This window comes from Streptomyces chlorus, from assembly GCF_042655885.1.
GTDB classification, from domain to species: Bacteria; Actinomycetota; Actinomycetes; order Streptomycetales; family Streptomycetaceae; genus Streptomyces; species Streptomyces chlorus.
In genome coordinates, this window is the sequence record NZ_JBHSOA010000032.1 from 36,095 (window position 1) to 53,508 (window position 17,414).

Annotated in this window: 16 protein-coding genes; 7 read left to right on the forward strand and 9 right to left on the reverse strand. The window is 71.8% G+C overall.

The window, feature by feature from the left end:
- Window positions 1-14: 14 nt before the first annotated feature.
- A complete protein-coding gene (locus ACFPZI_RS15670) occupies window positions 15-1,514 on the reverse strand; it encodes an SCO1417 family PLP biosynthesis transcription factor (RefSeq protein ID WP_381363486.1) in 1,500 nt (499 codons plus the stop codon).
- Window positions 1,515-1,612: 98 nt separating this feature from the next.
- On the opposite strand from ACFPZI_RS15670, the gene yczE reads away from it, so the two are divergent.
- From yczE to ACFPZI_RS15690, 4 genes are all read left to right on the forward strand, one after another.
- A complete protein-coding gene (gene yczE, locus ACFPZI_RS15675; RefSeq protein WP_381363487.1) occupies window positions 1,613-2,278 on the forward strand; it encodes a membrane protein YczE in 666 nt (221 codons plus the stop codon).
- On the forward strand, window positions 2,275-3,042 hold the full coding sequence (locus tag ACFPZI_RS15680; RefSeq protein ID WP_381363489.1) for a glycerophosphodiester phosphodiesterase family protein: 768 nt from the start codon (window positions 2,275-2,277) through the stop codon (window positions 3,040-3,042). The genes yczE and ACFPZI_RS15680 overlap by 4 nt, the downstream gene beginning before the upstream one ends.
- Window positions 3,043-3,089: 47 nt before the next feature.
- A complete protein-coding gene (locus ACFPZI_RS15685) occupies window positions 3,090-4,439 on the forward strand; it encodes an MFS transporter (RefSeq protein ID WP_381363490.1) in 1,350 nt (449 codons plus the stop codon).
- A gap of 266 nt (window positions 4,440-4,705) precedes the next feature.
- Window positions 4,706-5,080 carry an RNA polymerase-binding protein RbpA gene (locus tag ACFPZI_RS15690; RefSeq protein WP_003977404.1) on the forward strand — a complete coding sequence of 125 codons (375 nt, stop codon included), beginning with the start codon at window positions 4,706-4,708 and terminating at the stop codon, window positions 5,078-5,080.
- A 162-nt stretch (window positions 5,081-5,242) separates the two neighbouring features.
- Here the strand turns inward: ACFPZI_RS15690 and fxsA are convergent, their stop codons facing one another.
- The 4 genes from fxsA to ACFPZI_RS15710 form a co-directional block, all read right to left on the reverse strand.
- Window positions 5,243-5,824 (reverse strand): FxsA family membrane protein, encoded by a 582-nt coding sequence (fxsA, locus tag ACFPZI_RS15695; RefSeq protein WP_381363492.1) that lies wholly within the window; start codon window positions 5,822-5,824, stop codon window positions 5,243-5,245.
- Between the two features lie 107 nt (window positions 5,825-5,931).
- On the reverse strand, window positions 5,932-6,819 hold the full coding sequence (locus tag ACFPZI_RS15700; RefSeq protein WP_381363493.1) for a polyprenol monophosphomannose synthase: 888 nt from the start codon (window positions 6,817-6,819) through the stop codon (window positions 5,932-5,934).
- A gap of 532 nt (window positions 6,820-7,351) precedes the next feature.
- Entirely contained in the window at window positions 7,352-8,983 is a 1,632-nt protein-coding gene (locus ACFPZI_RS15705) for an amidohydrolase (RefSeq protein WP_381363495.1), read from the reverse strand.
- A 113-nt stretch (window positions 8,984-9,096) separates the two neighbouring features.
- Entirely contained in the window at window positions 9,097-9,537 is a 441-nt protein-coding gene (locus ACFPZI_RS15710) for an Lrp/AsnC family transcriptional regulator (protein ID WP_381363496.1), read from the reverse strand.
- Between the two features lie 266 nt (window positions 9,538-9,803).
- Between ACFPZI_RS15710 and ACFPZI_RS15715 the strand changes: the two genes are divergently transcribed.
- Window positions 9,804-10,238: a hypothetical protein gene (locus ACFPZI_RS15715; protein ID WP_381363498.1), complete on the forward strand. Its 435-nt coding sequence runs from the start codon at window positions 9,804-9,806 to the stop codon at window positions 10,236-10,238.
- Between the two features lie 504 nt (window positions 10,239-10,742).
- Here ACFPZI_RS15715 and ACFPZI_RS15720 read toward each other — a convergent pair.
- Window positions 10,743-11,918 (reverse strand): acyl-CoA dehydrogenase family protein, encoded by a 1,176-nt coding sequence (locus ACFPZI_RS15720; protein WP_381363500.1) that lies wholly within the window; start codon window positions 11,916-11,918, stop codon window positions 10,743-10,745.
- Between the two features lie 328 nt (window positions 11,919-12,246).
- Here ACFPZI_RS15720 and ACFPZI_RS15725 point away from each other — a divergent pair, with 328 nt between their 5' ends.
- Complete coding sequence (locus ACFPZI_RS15725) at window positions 12,247-13,482, forward strand: glycoside hydrolase family 18 protein (RefSeq protein ID WP_381363501.1); 1,236 nt, start codon at window positions 12,247-12,249, stop codon at window positions 13,480-13,482.
- A 68-nt stretch (window positions 13,483-13,550) separates the two neighbouring features.
- Here ACFPZI_RS15725 and ACFPZI_RS15730 read toward each other — a convergent pair whose 3' ends face one another.
- From ACFPZI_RS15730 to ACFPZI_RS15740, 3 genes are all read right to left on the reverse strand, one after another.
- Window positions 13,551-14,207: a TetR/AcrR family transcriptional regulator gene (locus tag ACFPZI_RS15730; protein ID WP_381363503.1), complete on the reverse strand. Its 657-nt coding sequence runs from the start codon at window positions 14,205-14,207 to the stop codon at window positions 13,551-13,553.
- Between the two features lie 116 nt (window positions 14,208-14,323).
- Window positions 14,324-14,482 carry an SCO1431 family membrane protein gene (locus ACFPZI_RS15735; RefSeq protein ID WP_381363505.1) on the reverse strand — a complete coding sequence of 53 codons (159 nt, stop codon included), beginning with the start codon at window positions 14,480-14,482 and terminating at the stop codon, window positions 14,324-14,326.
- A gap of 443 nt (window positions 14,483-14,925) precedes the next feature.
- Complete coding sequence (locus ACFPZI_RS15740) at window positions 14,926-16,311, reverse strand: peptidase C39 family protein (RefSeq protein ID WP_381363507.1); 1,386 nt, start codon at window positions 16,309-16,311, stop codon at window positions 14,926-14,928.
- 367 nt (window positions 16,312-16,678) lie between these two features.
- Here ACFPZI_RS15740 and ACFPZI_RS15745 point away from each other — a divergent pair, with 367 nt between their 5' ends.
- Window positions 16,679-17,299, forward strand: a complete 621-nt coding sequence (locus ACFPZI_RS15745; protein WP_381363509.1) for a hypothetical protein — start codon at window positions 16,679-16,681, stop codon at window positions 17,297-17,299.
- The last annotated feature ends 115 nt before the right edge of the window (window positions 17,300-17,414 follow it).

Here is a 17,414-nt window from a genome sequence, read left to right on the forward strand (position 1 = left end):
CGCCGCTCCGTCCGCTACGCCACGAAGATGCGTGGCATCTCCACCCCCGACGTCCCGCCGTTCTCGACTATCCGTGCCGCCGCGGCCAGCCGTACCGCCGCCTCCTCGGCCACCGCGCCGCCCACGGTGAAGGGCAGCCGCACATACCCCTCGAACGCCCCGTCGACCCCGAAGCGGGGCCCTGACGGTGCCCGTACTCCGACCCGTTCTCCGGCCTCGGCGATCCGCGATCCCGAAAGCCCTCCGGTGCGCACCCACAGGGTGAGCCCGCCCCGCGGAACCTCGAACTCCCAGTCGGGCAGCTCCCGGCGCACCGCCCCGACCAGCGCGTCCCGGTTCTCCCGGGCCTGTGCGCGCCGTATCTCCACGGCCCGCTCCCAGCCGTCCGTGCCGAACAGCCAGTTCACCGCCAGCTGTTCCAGGACGGGCGTGCCCAGATCGGCGTACGCGCGCGCGGCGACGAGACTGCGGATCACGTCGGGGGCCGCGCGCACCCAGCCGATACGCAGACCGGCCCAGAAGGCCTTGCTCGCCGAGCCGACCGTGATCACCGTCGACCCCGCCGGGTCGAAGGCGCACACGGGGCGCGGCATCTTCACGTCCGGGTCGAGCCAGAGCTCGCTCATCGTCTCGTCGGCGACCAGCACCGTCCCCGCCGAGCGCGCCGCGTCCACGAGCCGGCGGCGCTGGTCCTCGTCGGCGAGCGCGCCGGTCGGGTTGTGGAAGTCGGCGACGACGTACGCGATGCGCGGTGCCGCCTCGCGGAGCACCTGGCGCCAGCGATCCATGTCCCAGCCGGCCAGCCCTTCCGCCATGGCCACGGGGATCAGCCGGGCCCCGGCCTCCCGCATCAGCTGGAGGATGTTGGCGTAGGACGGCGACTCGACGGCGATGCGCTCGCCCCGTCCGCCGAAGAGGTGGCAGATGGCGTCGATGGCGCCCATCGCCCCGGTCGTCACCATGATCTGCTCAGGCATGGTCGGGATGCCCCGCGCGGTGTACCGGTCGGCGATCGTCGCGCGCAGCGCGGGCAGTCCGGCCGGGTAGTCGCCGTGGGTGTGTGCGTAGGGCGGCAGTTCCTCCAGAGCGCCCTGCACGGCGCGGGTGAGCCAGGGCTCGGGCGCGGGCGGCGCGGCGCAGCCGAGGTCGATCATCGAGCCGAGGGCCTCGGGGGGCAGCGGTTCCAGCCCCCGCGCGGGGACCGGGTTTCCGGCCGGGACGGCGGTCCAGCTGCCGGCACCGCGCCGTGACTCCAGGAAACCCTCTCCGCGCAGCGCCTCGTAGGCGGCCGCCACGGTGGTGCGGCTGACGGAGAGGGCCAGGGCCAGTTCCCGCTCGGCGGGCAGCCTGGCGGCCACGGGGACGCGCCCTTCGAGCACCAGGAGCCGGATGCCGTCGGCGAGGGCCCGGTAGGCGGGCGGGCGGCGGGTGCCGGGGCCGGCCGGGCGGTCCTGCTGGGAGTTGAGCAGCCGGGCGAGCTGCGCCGCACCCACCGCTGAGGTCCACTGCGCCATCCGAATCAGTCCACCTTCCCTGAATTGGCCATGGATGAGATCTCCATCCACGCCACAGGGTGTCATGCGTCGGTCCACTTCCACCACAGGGGGTCACCTTGTCCAGCCACCCGCCCCGGCACGGACATCTCGCACGGCGGCTGTTCCAGCTGTACGCCGGACTGGCGCTGTACGGCGCGAGCTCGGCGCTGCTGGTCAGGTCCGGGCTCGGCCTGGAGCCGTGGAACGTGCTGCACCAGGGCCTGTCCGAGCACACTGGCCTGTCGATGGGCGTGGTGCTGACCGTCCTGGGCGCGGCCGTGCTGCTGCTCTGGATCCCGCTGCGCCAGCGCCCGGGGCTGGGAACCGTCTCCAACGTCCTGGTGATCGGGGCGGCCATGGACGCGACCCTGACCGTGGTGCCCGAGGCGCACGGCACGGTCGTCCGAGTGGCGATGACGGCGGCCGGCATCGTTCTGAACGGCGCGGCGACGGGGCTGTACATCGCGGCGCGCTTCGGGCCCGGTCCGCGCGACGGGCTGATGACGGGCCTGCACCGGCGCACGGGGGTATCGATCCGGCTGGTGCGCACAGTGATCGAGGTCATGGTGGTCGCCACGGGCTTCCTCCTCGGCGGCACCGTGGGCGTGGCGACCCTGCTGTACGCGGTGACGATCGGCCCGCTCGCCCAGCTGTTCCTGCGGGTGTTCGCCGTTCCCCGGGCATCCGACGGCAGCACGGTCGTTGCCACAGGTCAACCGCGCGGGGCGATACTGCGTCCGTGACTCCACGGATACGCCACCCGTACCTCGACCATCCCGGCCCGATCGCCTTCGCCCACCGCGGTGGTGCGGCGGAGGGCCTGGAGAACACCGCGCGCCAGTTCCGGTGCGCCGTCGAGGCGGGCTACCGCTACATCGAGACCGATGTCCATGTCACCCGCGACGGCCGGCTCGTCGCGTTCCACGACGCGACCCTGGACCGGGTGACGGACGGAGCCGGCCAGATCGCCGACCTGCCCTGGCGGGACGTGGAGCAGGCGCGCGTGGCGGGCCAGGAGCCGGTGCCCCTGTTCGAGGAGCTGCTCACCGCCTTCCCCGAGGTGCGGTGGAACGTCGACGTCAAGGCCGAGCCGGCCCTCCTGCCCTTCCTGGACCTGATCGAGAGGACGGACGCCTGGGACCGGGTCTGCCTCGGCTCGTTCTCCGAGGCCCGCGTGGTGCGCGCCCAGCGGCTGGCCGGGCCCCGCCTCGCGACGTCGTACGGCACTCGGGGGGTGCTGAACCTCCGGCTGCGCTCGTGGGGGGTACCGGTAACGGTGCGCCGGTCGGCCGTCGCCGCCCAGGTACCGGAGGCCCAGTCCGGCGTCCCGGTGGTGGACCGCCGCTTCGTGCGCACCGCCCATGCGCGCGGGCTCCAGGTGCACGTGTGGACGGTCAACGAGCCCGAGCGGATGCACCGGCTCCTGGACCTGGGGGTGGATGGCATCATGACCGATCACATCGACACACTGCGCAAGGTCATGGAGGACCGCGGCATCTGGGTCTGACACCCTGCCCGGCCACCGAGCGCGTTCACGGGGAAGCGAGGGCACGGGTGGGCAACGACACCGTGCGACCGTCGGTGGCGGACGAGGCGGCCGGCCGACGGTACGAGCAGCGCGGCTGGTACGTCTACGACTGGGCATGCTCCGTGTACTCCACGAGCGTGCTCACCGTGTTCCTCGGCCCCTATCTGACATCGGTCACCGAGGCCGCCGCAGACACGGACGGGTTCGTACATCCGTTCGGCATTCCGGTGCGCGCGGGGTCCTTCTTCGCGTACGCGGTCTCCCTGTCAGTGATCCTGGCGGTGCTCGCGATGCCGCTGGTGGGCGCCGCCGCCGACCGCACCGGCCGCAAGAAGCCGCTGCTCGCGGCCGCCGCCTACACCGGGGCCGCCGCGACGGCGTGCATGTTCCTCCTCGACGGCGAGCGCTATCTGCTGGGCGGCGCGCTGCTGGTCGTGGCGAACGCGGCGCAGTCCGTGGCGATGATGCTCTACAACTCCTACCTGCCACAGATCGCGACGCCCCAGGAGCGGGACGCGGTCTCCTCGCGGGGCTGGGCCTTCGGCTACGCGGCGGGCGCCCTGGTCCTCGTCGCCAATCTGATCCTCTACACCGCGCATGACAGTTTCGGGCTCTCCGAGGGCATGGCGGTTCGGATCTGCCTGGCGTCGGCGGGCCTGTGGTGGGGTGCCTTCACCCTGGTGCCGCTGCGACGGCTGCGCGACCGCCGCGCCCCCGCGCGGGAGGCGGGCGCCCCGACCGGCTTCCGGCAGCTCGCGGCGACCCTCCGCGACATGCGCCGTCACCCGCTGACACTCGCCTTCCTCCTGGCGTACCTGGTCTACAACGACGGTATCCAGACGGTGATCTCGCAGGCCTCGGTCTACGGCTCGAAGGAGCTGGGGCTCGGGCAGTCCACTCTCATCGTGGCCGTGCTGCTGGTCCAGGTGCTGGCGGTGGTGGGCGCGCTGGCACTGGGTCGGCTGGCCCGGATCCACGGGGCGAAGCGCACGATCCTCGGCTCGCTGGTCGCCTGGACGGTGACACTGGCCGCCGGATACTTCCTGCCCGCCGGGGAGCCGGTGTGGTTCTTCGTCCTGGCCGCGGGGATCGGCCTGGTCCTCGGCGGCAGCCAAGCGCTGTCCCGGTCGCTGTTCTCGCACCTCGTGCCCCCCGGCAAGGAGGCCGAGTACTTCTCGGCGTACGAACTGAGCGACCGCGGGATGAGCTGGCTCGGGCCGCTGCTGTTCGGGCTGACCTACCAGCTCACGGGAAGCTACCGGGACGCGATCATCTCGCTGGTGGCCTTCTTCGTACTCGGTTTCGCGCTGCTCGCGCGGGTGCCCGTGCGCCGGGCCATCGTCGAAGCGGGGAATCCCGTTCCGGAGAGGATTTAGCACTCGGGACGAAAGGGCGGTAGTGTACGCGTTTGGCCTGCCAGGTGTACCGTTACTGCGCGTCAAAGATGCCGAAACGCTGTGTCATACCTGCCATCAGGTGTGACAAACCAGGCGCCGGTGGGTACTGCACTGGTTGAGAAGGCTGCGGCTACGACGGCGACACATGGCCCGGAACGGGAATCTTTACCGCCGACCGGACGTTGACCGGATGACGACGACAGCGACACCTGTCCTGTGGGCGACAAGCCCGGGAGGCACGATTCATGAGTGAGCGAGCTCTTCGCGGCACGCGCCTCGTGGTGACCAGCTACGAGACGGACCGCGGCATCGACCTGGCCCCGCGCCAGGCCGTGGAGTACGCATGCGAGAAGGGGCACCGCTTCGAGATGCCCTTCTCGGTCGAGGCGGAAATCCCGCCGGAGTGGGAGTGCAAGGTCTGCGGTGCCCAGGCACTCCTGGTTGACGGCGACGGCCCCGAGGAAAAGAAGGCCAAGCCCGCGCGTACGCATTGGGACATGCTGATGGAGCGACGCACCCGAGAGGAACTCGAAGAGGTTCTCGAGGAGCGTCTCGCCGTTCTGCGCTCCGGTGCGATGAACATTGCGGTTCATCCCCGGGACAGCCGAAAGTCGGCTTGATCCCGGCGAAGGATCCGGCCGGGAGAACTCAGCACAGCAGCACACAGGACCGCGGGCGCCGTACCTAGTAGGTACGGCGCCCGCGGTCCTCTGTGCGTCCGGCTGATCTGTCGGCGCCCGGCGCCCCTGCGGCTCTCAGACCTCGGCGGCGCTCAGTGACTCTCAGCGGGAGAGCGGCGGGCGGGGCCCTTGCGGGAAGTCGCCCGGCGTGGCCCCGGGCTCGTCCCGGATCACCTCGCCCTGGACGACCTTGCCGTCGGGCCGGTGGATACGCGCCTGTTGGAAGGCATCGCCCAGGGAGCCCCCGGCGGCCTCGCGAAGTTTGCGCTCGAGGGTGCGCTCGGCGTAGCGGCTCAGGGCCTTCTGGACCGGGGGCACGAGCAGGAGCAGACCGACCGCGTCGGAGACCAGGCCGGGAATGATCAGCAGCAGTCCGCCCAGCATCATCAGGCCGTTGCCCTCGCTGTTCGGGCGCGGCTCGGTCAGCACGCCGTTCTGCTGCTGTTGCAGCGTCTCGGTGAGGCTCTTGAAGGCGCGCCGGCCGGCCCGCTTGATGGCCACCGAGCCGAGAACCAGACCGGCCAGCAGCACCAGGAAGACCACCAGCCCGTTCGACGCCCCGGCGACGATCGTGAGCAGCCAGATCTCCAGCACCAGCCACGCGGCGACGCCGAGCGGCAGGAAGGTACGCAGCCTGGAGCGCCGGGGCCGGGCGGGGTTCGGGGTCTGAGCGCCAGTCGTCATACTCCCAGTGTGCCGAACGCCGGCTCAGTACGGGATAAGCGGGCCCTCCGGAACAGCGGGCCCCAGGGACGCGCGACGCTGGGACAGTCCGAACGGACAGGCCGGTCCTACGGCTTGACCTGCTCCGTATGCCCGGACCGCTCGGCCTCCGTCGGCCCGGCAGCCTGCTCTGCCCGCTCGCTCGGCTTCGGCGGCCCGGCCCGCTTGTCGTCCTCGCGTCCGAAAACCTTGCCGACCCTCTCCCCCACGCCCCACGCCGTGACCCGCCACAACGCCTCGACGAGAATGTCGCGGCTCATCTTCGAATCGCCGAGTTCCCGCTCGACGAAGGTGATGGGCACCTCGACGACGTGGTAGCCGGCCTTGACCGTGCGACGGGCGAGATCGACCTGGAAACAGTAGCCCTGGGAGGCCACCTCGTCCAGGCCGAGACCCTCCAGGGTCTCACGCCGGAACGCGCGGAAGCCGCCGGTGATGTCGCGCAGCGGCAGATCGAGCGCCACGCGCGAGTAGAGGCTGCCGCCGCGCGAGATGTACTCACGGGACTTGGGCCAGTTGACCACCCGGCCACCTGGCACCCAGCGTGAACCGAGCACCAGGTCGGCGCCCTTGAGCGCGGTGAGCAGACGGGGCAGCTCCTCGGGCTGGTGGGAGCCGTCGGCGTCCATCTCGACCAGTACGCCGTAGCCGTGCTCCGCGCCCCAGTGGAAGCCCGCGAGGTAGGCGGCGCCCAGGCCCTCCTTGCCCTTGCGGTGCAGCACTTGGACCTGGTCGTCCTCGGCGGCCATTTCGTCGGCGAGCGCGCCGGTGCCGTCGGGGCTGTTGTCGTCGGCGACGAGAACGTCCGCCTCGGGAACGGCCTTGCGCACCCGGCCGACGATCGCCTTGATGTTCTCCGCCTCGTTGTAGGTCGGAATGATCACCAAAGCCTTGCCGAGCGGGCCGAAAGTCCTCCCCTGGGCCTCCGCCGCGCGGGTCCCGTCGCCGTCGTTCACTGAAGCCCCTTCATCTCCTGTGCAGAGTCCCACCATAGTGGTCACAGCAACCTGCGATGACGTGAAAAGACGTTCATATGATGCTGTTGGTTTCCGAGGGTCTTCCGAGGATCGGGCAGCAGCGTGCCATTCCGTGTACGGCGGAGGGGTGCCCGGCGCCCTTCGGGCCGACCTGGGACCCGCTGGCTGCGAGTCGACCTGAAGCCGTTGTCTACTGAGCGACCGGGCCCCACCCGGGGGCACACCTTCCCGACCCGCCGGAACGTTCCCTCGGCGCGCCGACGCTGAGCCGGCTCCCAGTGGCGATGGACCGTGCGGCACACCGTCCCTGGCCCGGCGGCGCCGCCGCGAGTGAGCGGAAGTTCCCCGGTCGGGCGTCGGTGTCCCCGGCCGAACCTACCGGCCCCCCGCCGCTGCCTGTCAACAACCGCTCGACCTGCGCCATGTGGTTCTCATGCCTGGTCAGCGGGGAGACGCGCAGGTCGCACGACGGGGGCACGCCACATGATCGTCACCGAGCGACCGGCGTAGATCACTCGCCCGGCCGTACGAAGACCGTGCGTCCGCCGACCACCGTGCGCCGGCAGACGGGCAGGTCACCGCCCGGGGTCAGGTCCGGCAGGCCGGGGGTGCCGGAGCGGGGGTCGGTGGACCACCGTGCCACCCGGTCGTCGGGTGCCTGCACCACGAGAGCACCGGTGTGCCAGACGGCGTAGTCGGCGGGCGCGCCCGGCACCAGGACGCCCCCGTCGTCGCGCCCGATCGCCCGCCAGCCGCCGCGCGTGTGCGCGGTGAACGCGGCGCGCACGGAGACGCGGTGCTCCGGCGTGCGGTGGAAGGCTGCAGCCCGGACGGTGCCCCACGGGTCGAGAGGGGTGACCGGACTGTCGGAGCCGAAGGCGAGCGGGACACCGGCGCGCAGCAGGGCCGCGAAGGGGTTCAGGGTGCGGGCCCGCTCCGTGCCCAGGCGCCGGGCGTACATGCCGTCCTCGCCGCCCCACAGGGCGTCGAAGGCGGGCTGGACGGAGGCGGTCAGGCCGAATTCGGCGAAGGCGGCAATGGTCGAGGGGGTGAGCATCTCGGCGTGTTCGACGCGGTGCCGGGCGGCGCGGATGCGGTCGAGGCCGACCTTCTCGGCGGCGGCGCGCACTCCCCCGGTCACCGCGGCGACGGCGGCGTCGCCGATGGCGTGGAAGCCCGCTTGGAGGCCCGCCTCGGTGCAGTCGACGACGTGGGCGGCGATCGCGGCGGCGTCCAGGTGGGCGGTGCCGGTGTGGCCGGCGTCGGCGTACGGGGCGTGCAGGCACGCGGTGTGCGAGCCGAGGGCGCCGTCGGCGAACAGGTCGCCCGCGGCGCCGGCCGCGCCCAGGTCGCGCGCCCTGGCGACGTTCCGCTCGGCCCAGTAGCCGACGACACGCGGGCCGGGTCCCTCGGCGGCGAGCCGCAGCAGGCCGGTGAAGTCGTCCTCGGAGGAGATCTCCGGGCCGCCGCACTCGTGGACGGTGCCGATGCCGAGCGAGGCGGCGTGCGCCAGCGCGGCGCGCTGGGCCTCGGTGCGCTGGGCGGGGGTGACGGCACCCAGGGCGGCGGCGCGTACGGCGTGATGGGCGTCGCCGGTGAGAGGCCCGTCCTCGCGGGTGACCTCGCCGGCGCCCTCGCGGGCGACGAGGTCGAGCAGCGCGGTGCTGACCACCGCGGAGTGGACGTCGATCCGGCTGAGGTACAGGGGGCGCCCGCCGGTGGCCGCGTCGAGTTCGGCGCGGGTCGGTGGACGACCGCCGGGCCAGCGTGCGGCGTCCCAGCCGTGGCCGAGCAGGACCCTGTCGGCCGGTCGGGCGACGGCGAACTCCCGCACCCGGGCCAATGCGGCCTCCAGGGAGGGCGCCTCGGACAGATCGAGGCCGGTGAGCGCCAGTCCGGTGGCCGTGGTGTGCACATGAGCGTCGGCGAACGCCGGGGTGACCAGCGCCCCGTCGAGGTCGATCACCTCGTCCACCCCGTCCGCGAAGGAGTCGGCGGCACCCTCGGAACCGACCCAGGCGACCTGACCGCCCTCGACGACCATCGCGGTGGCGAAGGGGTCGGCGGGGCTGTGGACCTCTCCGCGGCGGAGCAGGACGGTGCGCGACGGGTCTGTGTGCGGCGGGGCGGTGCGTTCGCTCATGGCCACAGTCTCGCCCCTCGGAGGGCCCGGCCCGCACCCAGGGCCGCTCTGTTCACGCCTTGGGTGCGCCCCGTACGCCCGCGCACGCCGACGCTCCCGCGCGGGTGACGGTTTCAGACGCGCGGCGGCCGGGCTTCGTACGGCGTGGACAGGACCACGGTCGTCCGGGTGGAGACACCCGCCAGCGAGCGCACCCGCGCGAGCAGTTCCTCCAGTTGGTGCGGGGTGGCCACGCGCACCTTGAGGATGTAGTTCTCGTCGCCCGCGACGCTGTGGCAGGCCTCGATCTCGGGCGCGCCGGCGAGGCGGTCCGCGATGTCGTCGGGGGCGCTGGGGTCGAACGGCTTGACCGAGATGAAGGCGGTCATGGGCAGGCCGACGGCATCCGGGTCGACAACCGCGGCGTAGCCGCGGATGACGCCACGCTGTTCCAGTCTGCGCACCCGCTGGTGCACGGCCGACGTGGACAGGCCCGTGGCCTTGCCCAGGTCTGTGTAGCTCATCCGCCCGTCCTTGACGAGCAGCTGCACGATCTGTCGGTCCAGCTCCTCCATGGCGCAAGAACCTACAGTGCCGTTGATCCCATCGGATACCTGAGCTGTCCAGGTCATGGCCGGTTCGTGATGTGCCGGGCGTCCGTCCCGGGCCGGGCGGGGGACAAAGCCGTCGCAGGGGGCACCTGCGATCGGCGTGTGACGAACACCACAGCCTTCGAACGGTCTCCGTGATGTTCTCGTGATTACCCCCGACGGGGGACGGGAAGTGCTTGCTGTGGTCGAGGCCGCAGCGCCTTCACGGCCCAGCCCGAGGGGGAGAACCCATGCAGAGTCTTAAGCGCCCTGGTCGCAGCACGCCCAAGCGGCAGCAGCCGGTCGTCGAACTCGTCCCGGATTACGTCGATCCCGACGCGCTCGACGACGAACTCGACGCGTACGACACCTTCGAGATGTACCGGGTCGTGTGCCCGGACTGCGCGCAGCCAATCGCCCTGCTCGCGGACGAGGAGGTCCTGCCGGAGCACGCGTTGTGCGCCACGCCGTGGAACCCGTTCGGGCTGACGGTCTGCGCCGGTACGGGCCGCAGTGCCGACGACGCTCGGCCGGCGGACGAGTCCGCCACGCCCCAGGAGCAGGACACCGCCCTGCTGCTGACGCTCCCTCAGGGGCTTGACTGGCGCACCCAGCCGTTCTCGCACGTCGGGGGTCCGGCTTCGCGCCCGATGAGGGTCCCCGCCATACGGCGCCACGCGGCCTGAGCCGCCCCTGTCCGCCCTTGGCCGCCCCGTCCGGCGCCGAACGGCCCACGGACGCGCACCGGACGCACCCGGCGTACCGGCACGCGCGTCACGCCCGCCACGCGCACCGCGACCCGCACTACGCGGTGCGCCGCCGGATGCCGGAAGCCGGACCATCCGGTCGACCGGTCGGCCGTGAACGCACGCACTATTCGGGCGGTCGGTGACCTGCCCGGTCGCTCCCGCGTTGCCCAGGTATGACGACCCCCACGCGCTCGACGACCGGGCGTCAACGACTTGCCCTCGCCCCGCCACCCGAACCTCAGCCCGCACCGCAGCCCATGGTCCGCACCGCGGTCGCGCCGCTGACCGTACCCGCGGCGCCGCTGCCACTGCCCCAGCTGCCGGATCCACCGATCTACCGGGAACTGATGCGGGCCTGGGCCGACAAGGGCCGCACCCTGCCCGGACGGCACGACCCGGAGTGGGCTCGGCTCGCGGCGCCCTGGCGGGGGCTCGGTCAGTTCAGCTCGTCTGCGGCCCCGCGAGATGGCGGGCGATGACCATGCGCTGGATCTGGTTCGTTCCCTCGACGATCTGCAGGACCTTGGCCTCGCGCATGTAGCGCTCGGCCGGGAAGTCCGCGGTGTAGCCGTAGCCGCCGAGGATCTGGACGGCGTCGGTGGTGACCCGCATCGCCGTGTCCGTGCAGTGCAGCTTCGCCATGGCCGCCTGCTTGGCGAACGGCCGCCCGGCGTCCCGTAGTCGGGCCGCCGCAAGATACAGCGCGCGCCCGGCCTCGATCTGCGTGGCCATGTCCGCGAGCATGAACCGCAGCCCCTGGAAGTCGGCGATCGGCCGCCCGAACTGCCGTCGCCCGGACGCGTAACCGAGCGCCTCGTCGAGCGCGGCCTGCGCCAGGCCGATCGCGCAGGCCGCGATGCCGAGCCGTCCGCCGTCCAGCGCAGACAGGGCGATCGCGAAGCCCTGCCCCTCCTCGCCGATCCGCCGGCCGTCGGAAACCGGTACGCCGTCGAAGTGGACCTGCGCGGTGGGCGAGCCCTTCATGCCCATCTTCTTCTCCGGTACGGCCGCGCTCAGCCCTTCGGCGTCGCCGGGGACCAGGAACGCGGTGATTCCGCGCGGGCCCTCCTCGCCGGTGCGGGCCATGACGGTGTAGAAGTCCGCGATACCGCCGTGCGTGATCCACGCCTTGGTGCCGGTGAGCGCCCAGTCTCCCCCGCCTTCACGCACCGCCCTGGTGCGCAGTGAGGCCGCGTCCGACCCGGAGGACGGCTCGGAGAGGCAGTAGGCGCCGAGCAGGCCCCCGCCGAGCATCGCCGGCAGGTACTCGGCCTGCTGCTCCTTGGTGCCGTGGGCGGCGAGCGCGTAACAGGCGAGGGTGTGCACGCTGACCCCGAGGCCGACGGTCAGGCGGGCCGCGGCAAGCTCCTCGAGGACCTGGAGGTAGACCTCGTACGGCTGGTCCCCACCGCCGTACGCGGAGTCGTAGGGCAGGCCGAGCAGTCCGGACCCGGAGAGCAGGGTGAATACCTCGCGCGGGAAGCGGGCCGCGTCCTCCTCCTCTGCCGCCTTCGGGGCGATCTCGCGCTGCGCGATGTCGCGGACGAGCGAGATCAGGTCCCGCGCCTCGTCCGTGGGCAGTTGCCGGTCCACCGGCTGCGGGGCGTGGTCGGACATGGCGACGCTCTCCTCCCTGTTCGGGCACGTCGGCGGCTCTGCGCCTCGGGTTGGGGGCGACTCCGCCGGGTCGTTCCGGCGCCTGGCCAAGGGATCGGCCTCCGGGTCTCGGAGGCAGTCGGCCAGCCGCTGTGAGCTGTGAGTATGCCCGATCGAGCAGGGCACGTCACTTGTTAACGACCGCTTACTCGAAGAATTTTCCGGACGCTGAAATTGGTCCGCACCATTGACCGCACTGGTCTAGTCCTCCTACTGTTTCGCTCCACCGAGTCACCGCGTTCATGCCAAACGGCTCGCGTTTCCCCTCCCCCACGAGGAGACACACCGGATGCAATCCCCCCACCGCCACCGCCCTCTGCGGGCGCTCGTGTCCGCCGCCTGCGCCGCCGCGCTCGGCGCCGGACTGCTCGCCGGTGCGGGCACCTCGACCGCCGCGGCGACCCCGGCTCAGGAGGCCGCCGCAAGTTCCAGGATCATCGGTTACTTCACCGAATGGGGTACCTACGACCGCGTGTACCACGTCAAGAACATCGATACCTCGGGCTCCGCGGACAAGCTCACGCACATCAACTACGCCTTCGGCAACGTCACCGGCGGCAAGTGCGCGATGGGCGACAACTACGCGGCCACCGAGCGGGCCTACACCGCCGCCGAGTCCGTCGACGGCGTGGCCGACACCTGGGACCAGCCGCTGCGCGGCACCTTCAACCAGCTGCGCGAACTGAAGGAGAAGCACCCCGACCTGAAGGTGCTGTGGTCGTTCGGCGGCTGGACCTGGTCCGGCGGCTTCGGCGAGGCCGCGAAGGACCCGGCCGCGTTCGCCCAGTCCTGCTACGACCTGGTCGAGAACTCGCAGTGGGCCGACGTCTTCGACGGCATCGACATCGACTGGGAGTACCCGAACGCCTGCGGCGCCACCTGTGACACCAGCGGCCGGGAGTCCTTTACGGACCTGATGTCCACGCTGCGCGCCAGGTTCGGCTCCGACAACCTGGTCACCGCGGCGATCACCGCCGACGCCACGGTCGGCGGCAAGATCGACGCGGCGGACTACGCCGGCGCCGCCGGGTACGTCGACTGGTACAACCCGATGACGTACGACTTCTTCGGCGCCTGGGACGCCGCCGGTCCCACCGCCCCGCACTCGCCGCTGACCACCTACGACGGCATCCCGAAGGCCGACACGCACACCGCGGCGACCATCGCGAAGCTCAAGGGCCTAGGCATCCCGGCCTCCAAGCTGCTGCTCGGCATCGGCTTCTACGGCCGCGGCTGGACGGGCGTCACGCAGTCCGAGCCCGGTGGCACCGCGACCGGTCCGGCGACGGGTACGTACGAGCCGGGCATCGACGACTACAAGGCACTCAAGGAAAAGTGCCCGGCGACCGGCACGGTCGGCGGTACCGCCTACGCCAAGTGCGGCAACGACTGGTGGAGTTACGACACCCCGGCCACCGTCGCGACCAAAATGGACTACAAGGACCAGCAGGGTCTCGCCGGCACGTTCTTCTGGGAGCTGAGCGGCGACACCGCGAACGGTGAACTGATCGGCGCGATCAGGTAACCACGGGCGCCACGCCGGGGGCGGAGGTCCCCCGGGGGACCTCCGCCCCCGGCGTGGCGCCCGTGGTGTCAGGCGTCGCGACGGGCGGGCTCCGGGGCCGGGTGCGCGGGGTCCAGTTCCTCGATGGCGCGCATGGCTCCGCCGAGCGTCTTCACCAGCAGCTCGCACATGGTCTCGCGGGGCAGCCCGGGGCGGTCGATCCAGTCGAGGGTGGCGCCCTCGACGCTGCAGACCCAGGACAGCAGGCCCATCCGCGCCACGGGCGTGATGTCGGCGGTCCCGTACGCGCCTTCGGCGATGGTCGCGACGATCGCCTCGCGCACCCCGTCCCGGACGGCGTGCACCTCGGCGTCGAAGCCGACGCCGCCGCTGACGATCGTGCGGTACGCGGCCTGGTTGTGCTCGGCGTAGCGCAGATAGCTGTCGACGGTGCGGTGCACCCGCTGGGCGGGCGGCAGCTCGACACCACCCGCGGCGAAGGCGACCAGGCCGTCGACCGAGTCGCGGATGATGGCGAGGTAGTAGCCCCGCTTGGAGTGGAAGTAGTAGTAGATCAGCCCCTTGGCAACATGCGCCTGACGTGCGATGTCGTCCATGGAGAGCGCGTCGTACGACGTGTCGGCGAACAGTTTCCGGCCGATGGCGATGAGTTCGGCACGACGTGCCAGCGAACGCTCGGTGCTGCGCGCTCCGGGGCGCACGGCAGATTGCTGACTGATATTCAATCCTGACCTGGCTTCCTGCGGAGGACGGGACATCCGCAGTATGGCAGGTCGGCCCTCGCGGCAGGTCGGAGCGGTCCGGAGGCCAAAGCAGTCCGAAGGCCGGAGCGGCCCGAAGGTCAGAGGAGCCCGAGCTGCGTCACGAACATCGCGACGACCACGACGAGGGCCCATCCCATGACGTGCTCAAAAATCTTCGGGCCGTCCTCCCGAGGGCCGCCGGTGCGGGCACCGGGGACGGCGGCAGGGGCTGTGGCGGTGGCTGCGTTCGCGGTCATGGCTTCTCGCTGGTCTCGGGGGCCGTGGACTCCCCCACGGCACTGTCCACCTTGCCACCATGAGCGGCTTTTGCGGCCGAGAGCTTGGTCACACGGTACGCGCCGGTGCGGTGCGGCGGGCCCTCCGACGACCGTCGGACGACCGGACGGAGCCCGCCGCACGGACCGGTTGGCGCAGGTGCCGAGTCGCACGGCTCCTGGGTGCCAGTACACCGTCCGGCCATGTCCGGGGGCACGGTCATTCAGCCCGGCAGAGCGGCCTCGAGCCGCCCCGGCTCCTCCGTGCTCAGCCTGAGTTCCACAGCCTGAGCCGAGTCCTGGATGGAAACCGGGCGGCCGGCCCCCGGCACCGGGATCACTGCCTGGGAGCGTGCGAGCAGCCGGGCCAGGGCGATGCCGCCGTCCAGCCTGCGGTCGTGAGGCGGCCGTGGGGCCTCACATGGTCAGGCCAGTCCGAGCGACCGCAGAACGCGCTGCTGACGTGGTGTTGAGTTGACGGGCCAGAAGATGTAGCAGACTCCGCCCGTACCCCCTCTGACCTGGCCGTTTGCGCCATATCGCTTCGTCCGCAGCCAGATGTTCTCCCATTCGCGGCGCCGGTAGACGCGGCGGACCGACGCATTGTCCGGGGAGGCGGGATCGTTGGCGATGACGTCGCCGTCGGAAGTGAAGCCGATCACGGTCATGAGGTGCCCGGCAGTGCCGTACCCCGCTCCGGTCAACTCCTCCTCGCGGAAGGACTGGGACGTGATGACCGGGATGCCCGCCGCGATCAGCGTCTCCAGGTCGGTCAGCGAGCCGAGCCGGGTGACGACGCCCTGGAGGCCCTCGAAAGTGGCCGCGTAGGCCGCGTTGAACGGCCAGTTGCCGCAGCCCGCGTACTGGTGGTCGTAGGTGTGGCGGGCCGCGTGGCACACCTGCGGGTCGGCGTAGGACGGGTCGACCCAGGCCAGTTGCTCCTCGGTGAGCCGTCCGCCCCAGTACTCGACGATCATCTGCGAGGAGGTCGGACTGCACCAGGCCTCGCCGCCGTTGTCGTACTCCGGGTACTGGCCCTTGTGGATCTCCTGCGAGTAGCGCGGGACGATCAGTTCCCGGGCCGGGCCGGGGGCGGACGCCGGGACGGTGAAGCGGTCGGGGACGTCGGAGCCCATCGCACCGAGCCGCCACACGGTTGGGGTGAGCGAGGTGCCGGGACGGCGGTGGAGGGTCAGCCGCAGCCGGTACGAGACCAGGCGCAGGCCCGAGGCCGCGTCGTCGACGGCGAGGGTGTCGGTCCACACCGTGCTGCGGCCGTCGCTCTGGTCGTCCACCGAGGTACGCCGGATGTCCTGGTCGCCGGCCGCCCAGCGGCCCATCACGTACCAGGGCGTGTCGGTGCCGTCCGTGTACGCGCCCTGCAACTCGGCCTGGATCCAGGTGCCGTCGGGAGTGCGCGCGTTCCAGGAGACGACGGCCTCCGTCGCCGGCACGGTGAGCCGGTGGACGGGCGAGGTCCAGGTCGCGTACTCCCATGCGGCGGTGCGGCCGGTGTGCGGATCGATGTAGTCGGTGGTGCCGGCCGCCTTCGCGATCACCAGGCCGGGGCGGACGCCCGCGACGGCGCGGGTGCCCCCGGCGCTGCCGGCACGCCAGTCGCCGTACGAGGTCCAGGCCCGGTTGTCGACGCGGCGGGCCGCGGCCGCTTCGGGGTCCGCGGAGCCGCCTGCCGTGCCGGCGGGCAGGCCGGTCGCGGTGCCGGCGGACGCCGGGCCCGCGCTCGACGCGACGGCGGCGACGACCGCCGCAGCCAGGAGGGTTCTGCGGGACGGCTGTTCGGCTCTGCTCATGGGTGAAGGACCCCCCAGGTGTCGGAGTCGGGCTCGGAGTCGCTCCACCCGGTGGACGCGGGCCGGACGGACCGCGTCCACCGGGTGGAGCGACGCCCGCCCACTATGGACGCACCGGGGCGGGCCCCGCCAGCACCCCGGGCCGGGCCGCGCCGACCGTCATCGGACTCGACCAATGACACGCGCGGCGGCAGCCGGCGGTGGTTCGGCAGCTCGACTGATCAGCGGTTCGGCGGCTGTGCGGCTGTGCGGCTGTGCGGCTGTGCGGCTGTGCGGATCGTTCCGGGAGGGCAGGGAGGTTCTAGAATGAGACTCCGTCACCGTCTCTCCCCACCCCGCCCCGACCCGCCTCACCCCGGAACCAGTCATGCACGATCTCGTCTCCCGCATTCGCCGGCTCGCCCCCTCCTGCGGACCGGTCCGGCTGGTCGGTGTCGACGGACACGCCGGCTCCGGGAAGTCCACGTTCGCCGGACTGCTGGCCGACGCACTGGACGGCGCCCCCGTGCTGCGGCTCGACGACATCGCCAGCCATGAGGAGCTGTTCGGCTGGACCGGGCGGCTGCTGAGCCAGGTGATCGGTCCGCTCGGCCGCGGCGAGCAGACGTCCTACACCCCCTACGACTGGCGGGCCCGCGCCTTCGGACCGCCGCGCCCGCTGCCGCCCGCCCCGGTGGTCGTCGTCGAGGGCGTCGGCGCGGGGCGGCGGGCGCTGCGGCCGTATTTGGCGCTGCTGCTGTGGATGGACCTGCCCGCGGAGGCCTCCTGGTCGCGGGGGCGGGCGCGGGACGGGGAGGAGCAGCGGGAATTCTGGGACGGTTGGGTCGGGGCGGAGCAGCGGCACTTCACCGACGACCCGTCACGCCCCTTCGCCGACCAGCTGGTTCGGGAGCGCGGGAAGGGATATGAGGTGCTTCCCGGGCCTGCCGGGGCTGCTGATCCGAACCCACCCCTCACGCACGGTGACGAGTCGTCCGCGGTGTGTTGAACTTGCGAAGAACCTCTCCCGGGCAAGCCGCCGGAGTGCTCCAACTCCGCTTGACCGGGGGCCGTACAGGTCTTACGTTTTCAATGTGCGGCCATTCGGAGCCGCCCACAGACGC

Coding starts and splice junctions, on each gene's coding strand:
- ACFPZI_RS15670 (WP_381363486.1), bottom strand. CDS start 1,514: ATGGCGCAGTGGACCTCAGCGGTGGGTGCGGCGCAGCTCGCCCGGCTG.
- ACFPZI_RS15690 (WP_003977404.1), top strand. CDS start 4,706: ATGAGTGAGCGAGCTCTTCGCGGCACGCGCCTCGTGGTGACCAGCTAC.
- fxsA (WP_381363492.1), bottom strand. CDS start 5,824: ATGACGACTGGCGCTCAGACCCCGAACCCCGCCCGGCCCCGGCGCTCC.
- ACFPZI_RS15705 (WP_381363495.1), bottom strand. CDS start 8,983: ATGAGCGAACGCACCGCCCCGCCGCACACAGACCCGTCGCGCACCGTC.
- ACFPZI_RS15710 (WP_381363496.1), bottom strand. CDS start 9,537: ATGGAGGAGCTGGACCGACAGATCGTGCAGCTGCTCGTCAAGGACGGG.
- ACFPZI_RS15715 (WP_381363498.1), top strand. CDS start 9,804: ATGCAGAGTCTTAAGCGCCCTGGTCGCAGCACGCCCAAGCGGCAGCAG.
- ACFPZI_RS15720 (WP_381363500.1), bottom strand. CDS start 11,918: ATGTCCGACCACGCCCCGCAGCCGGTGGACCGGCAACTGCCCACGGAC.
- ACFPZI_RS15725 (WP_381363501.1), top strand. CDS start 12,247: ATGCAATCCCCCCACCGCCACCGCCCTCTGCGGGCGCTCGTGTCCGCC.
- ACFPZI_RS15735 (WP_381363505.1), bottom strand. CDS start 14,482: ATGACCGCGAACGCAGCCACCGCCACAGCCCCTGCCGCCGTCCCCGGT.
- ACFPZI_RS15740 (WP_381363507.1), bottom strand. CDS start 16,311: ATGAGCAGAGCCGAACAGCCGTCCCGCAGAACCCTCCTGGCTGCGGCG.
- ACFPZI_RS15745 (WP_381363509.1), top strand. CDS start 16,679: ATGCACGATCTCGTCTCCCGCATTCGCCGGCTCGCCCCCTCCTGCGGA.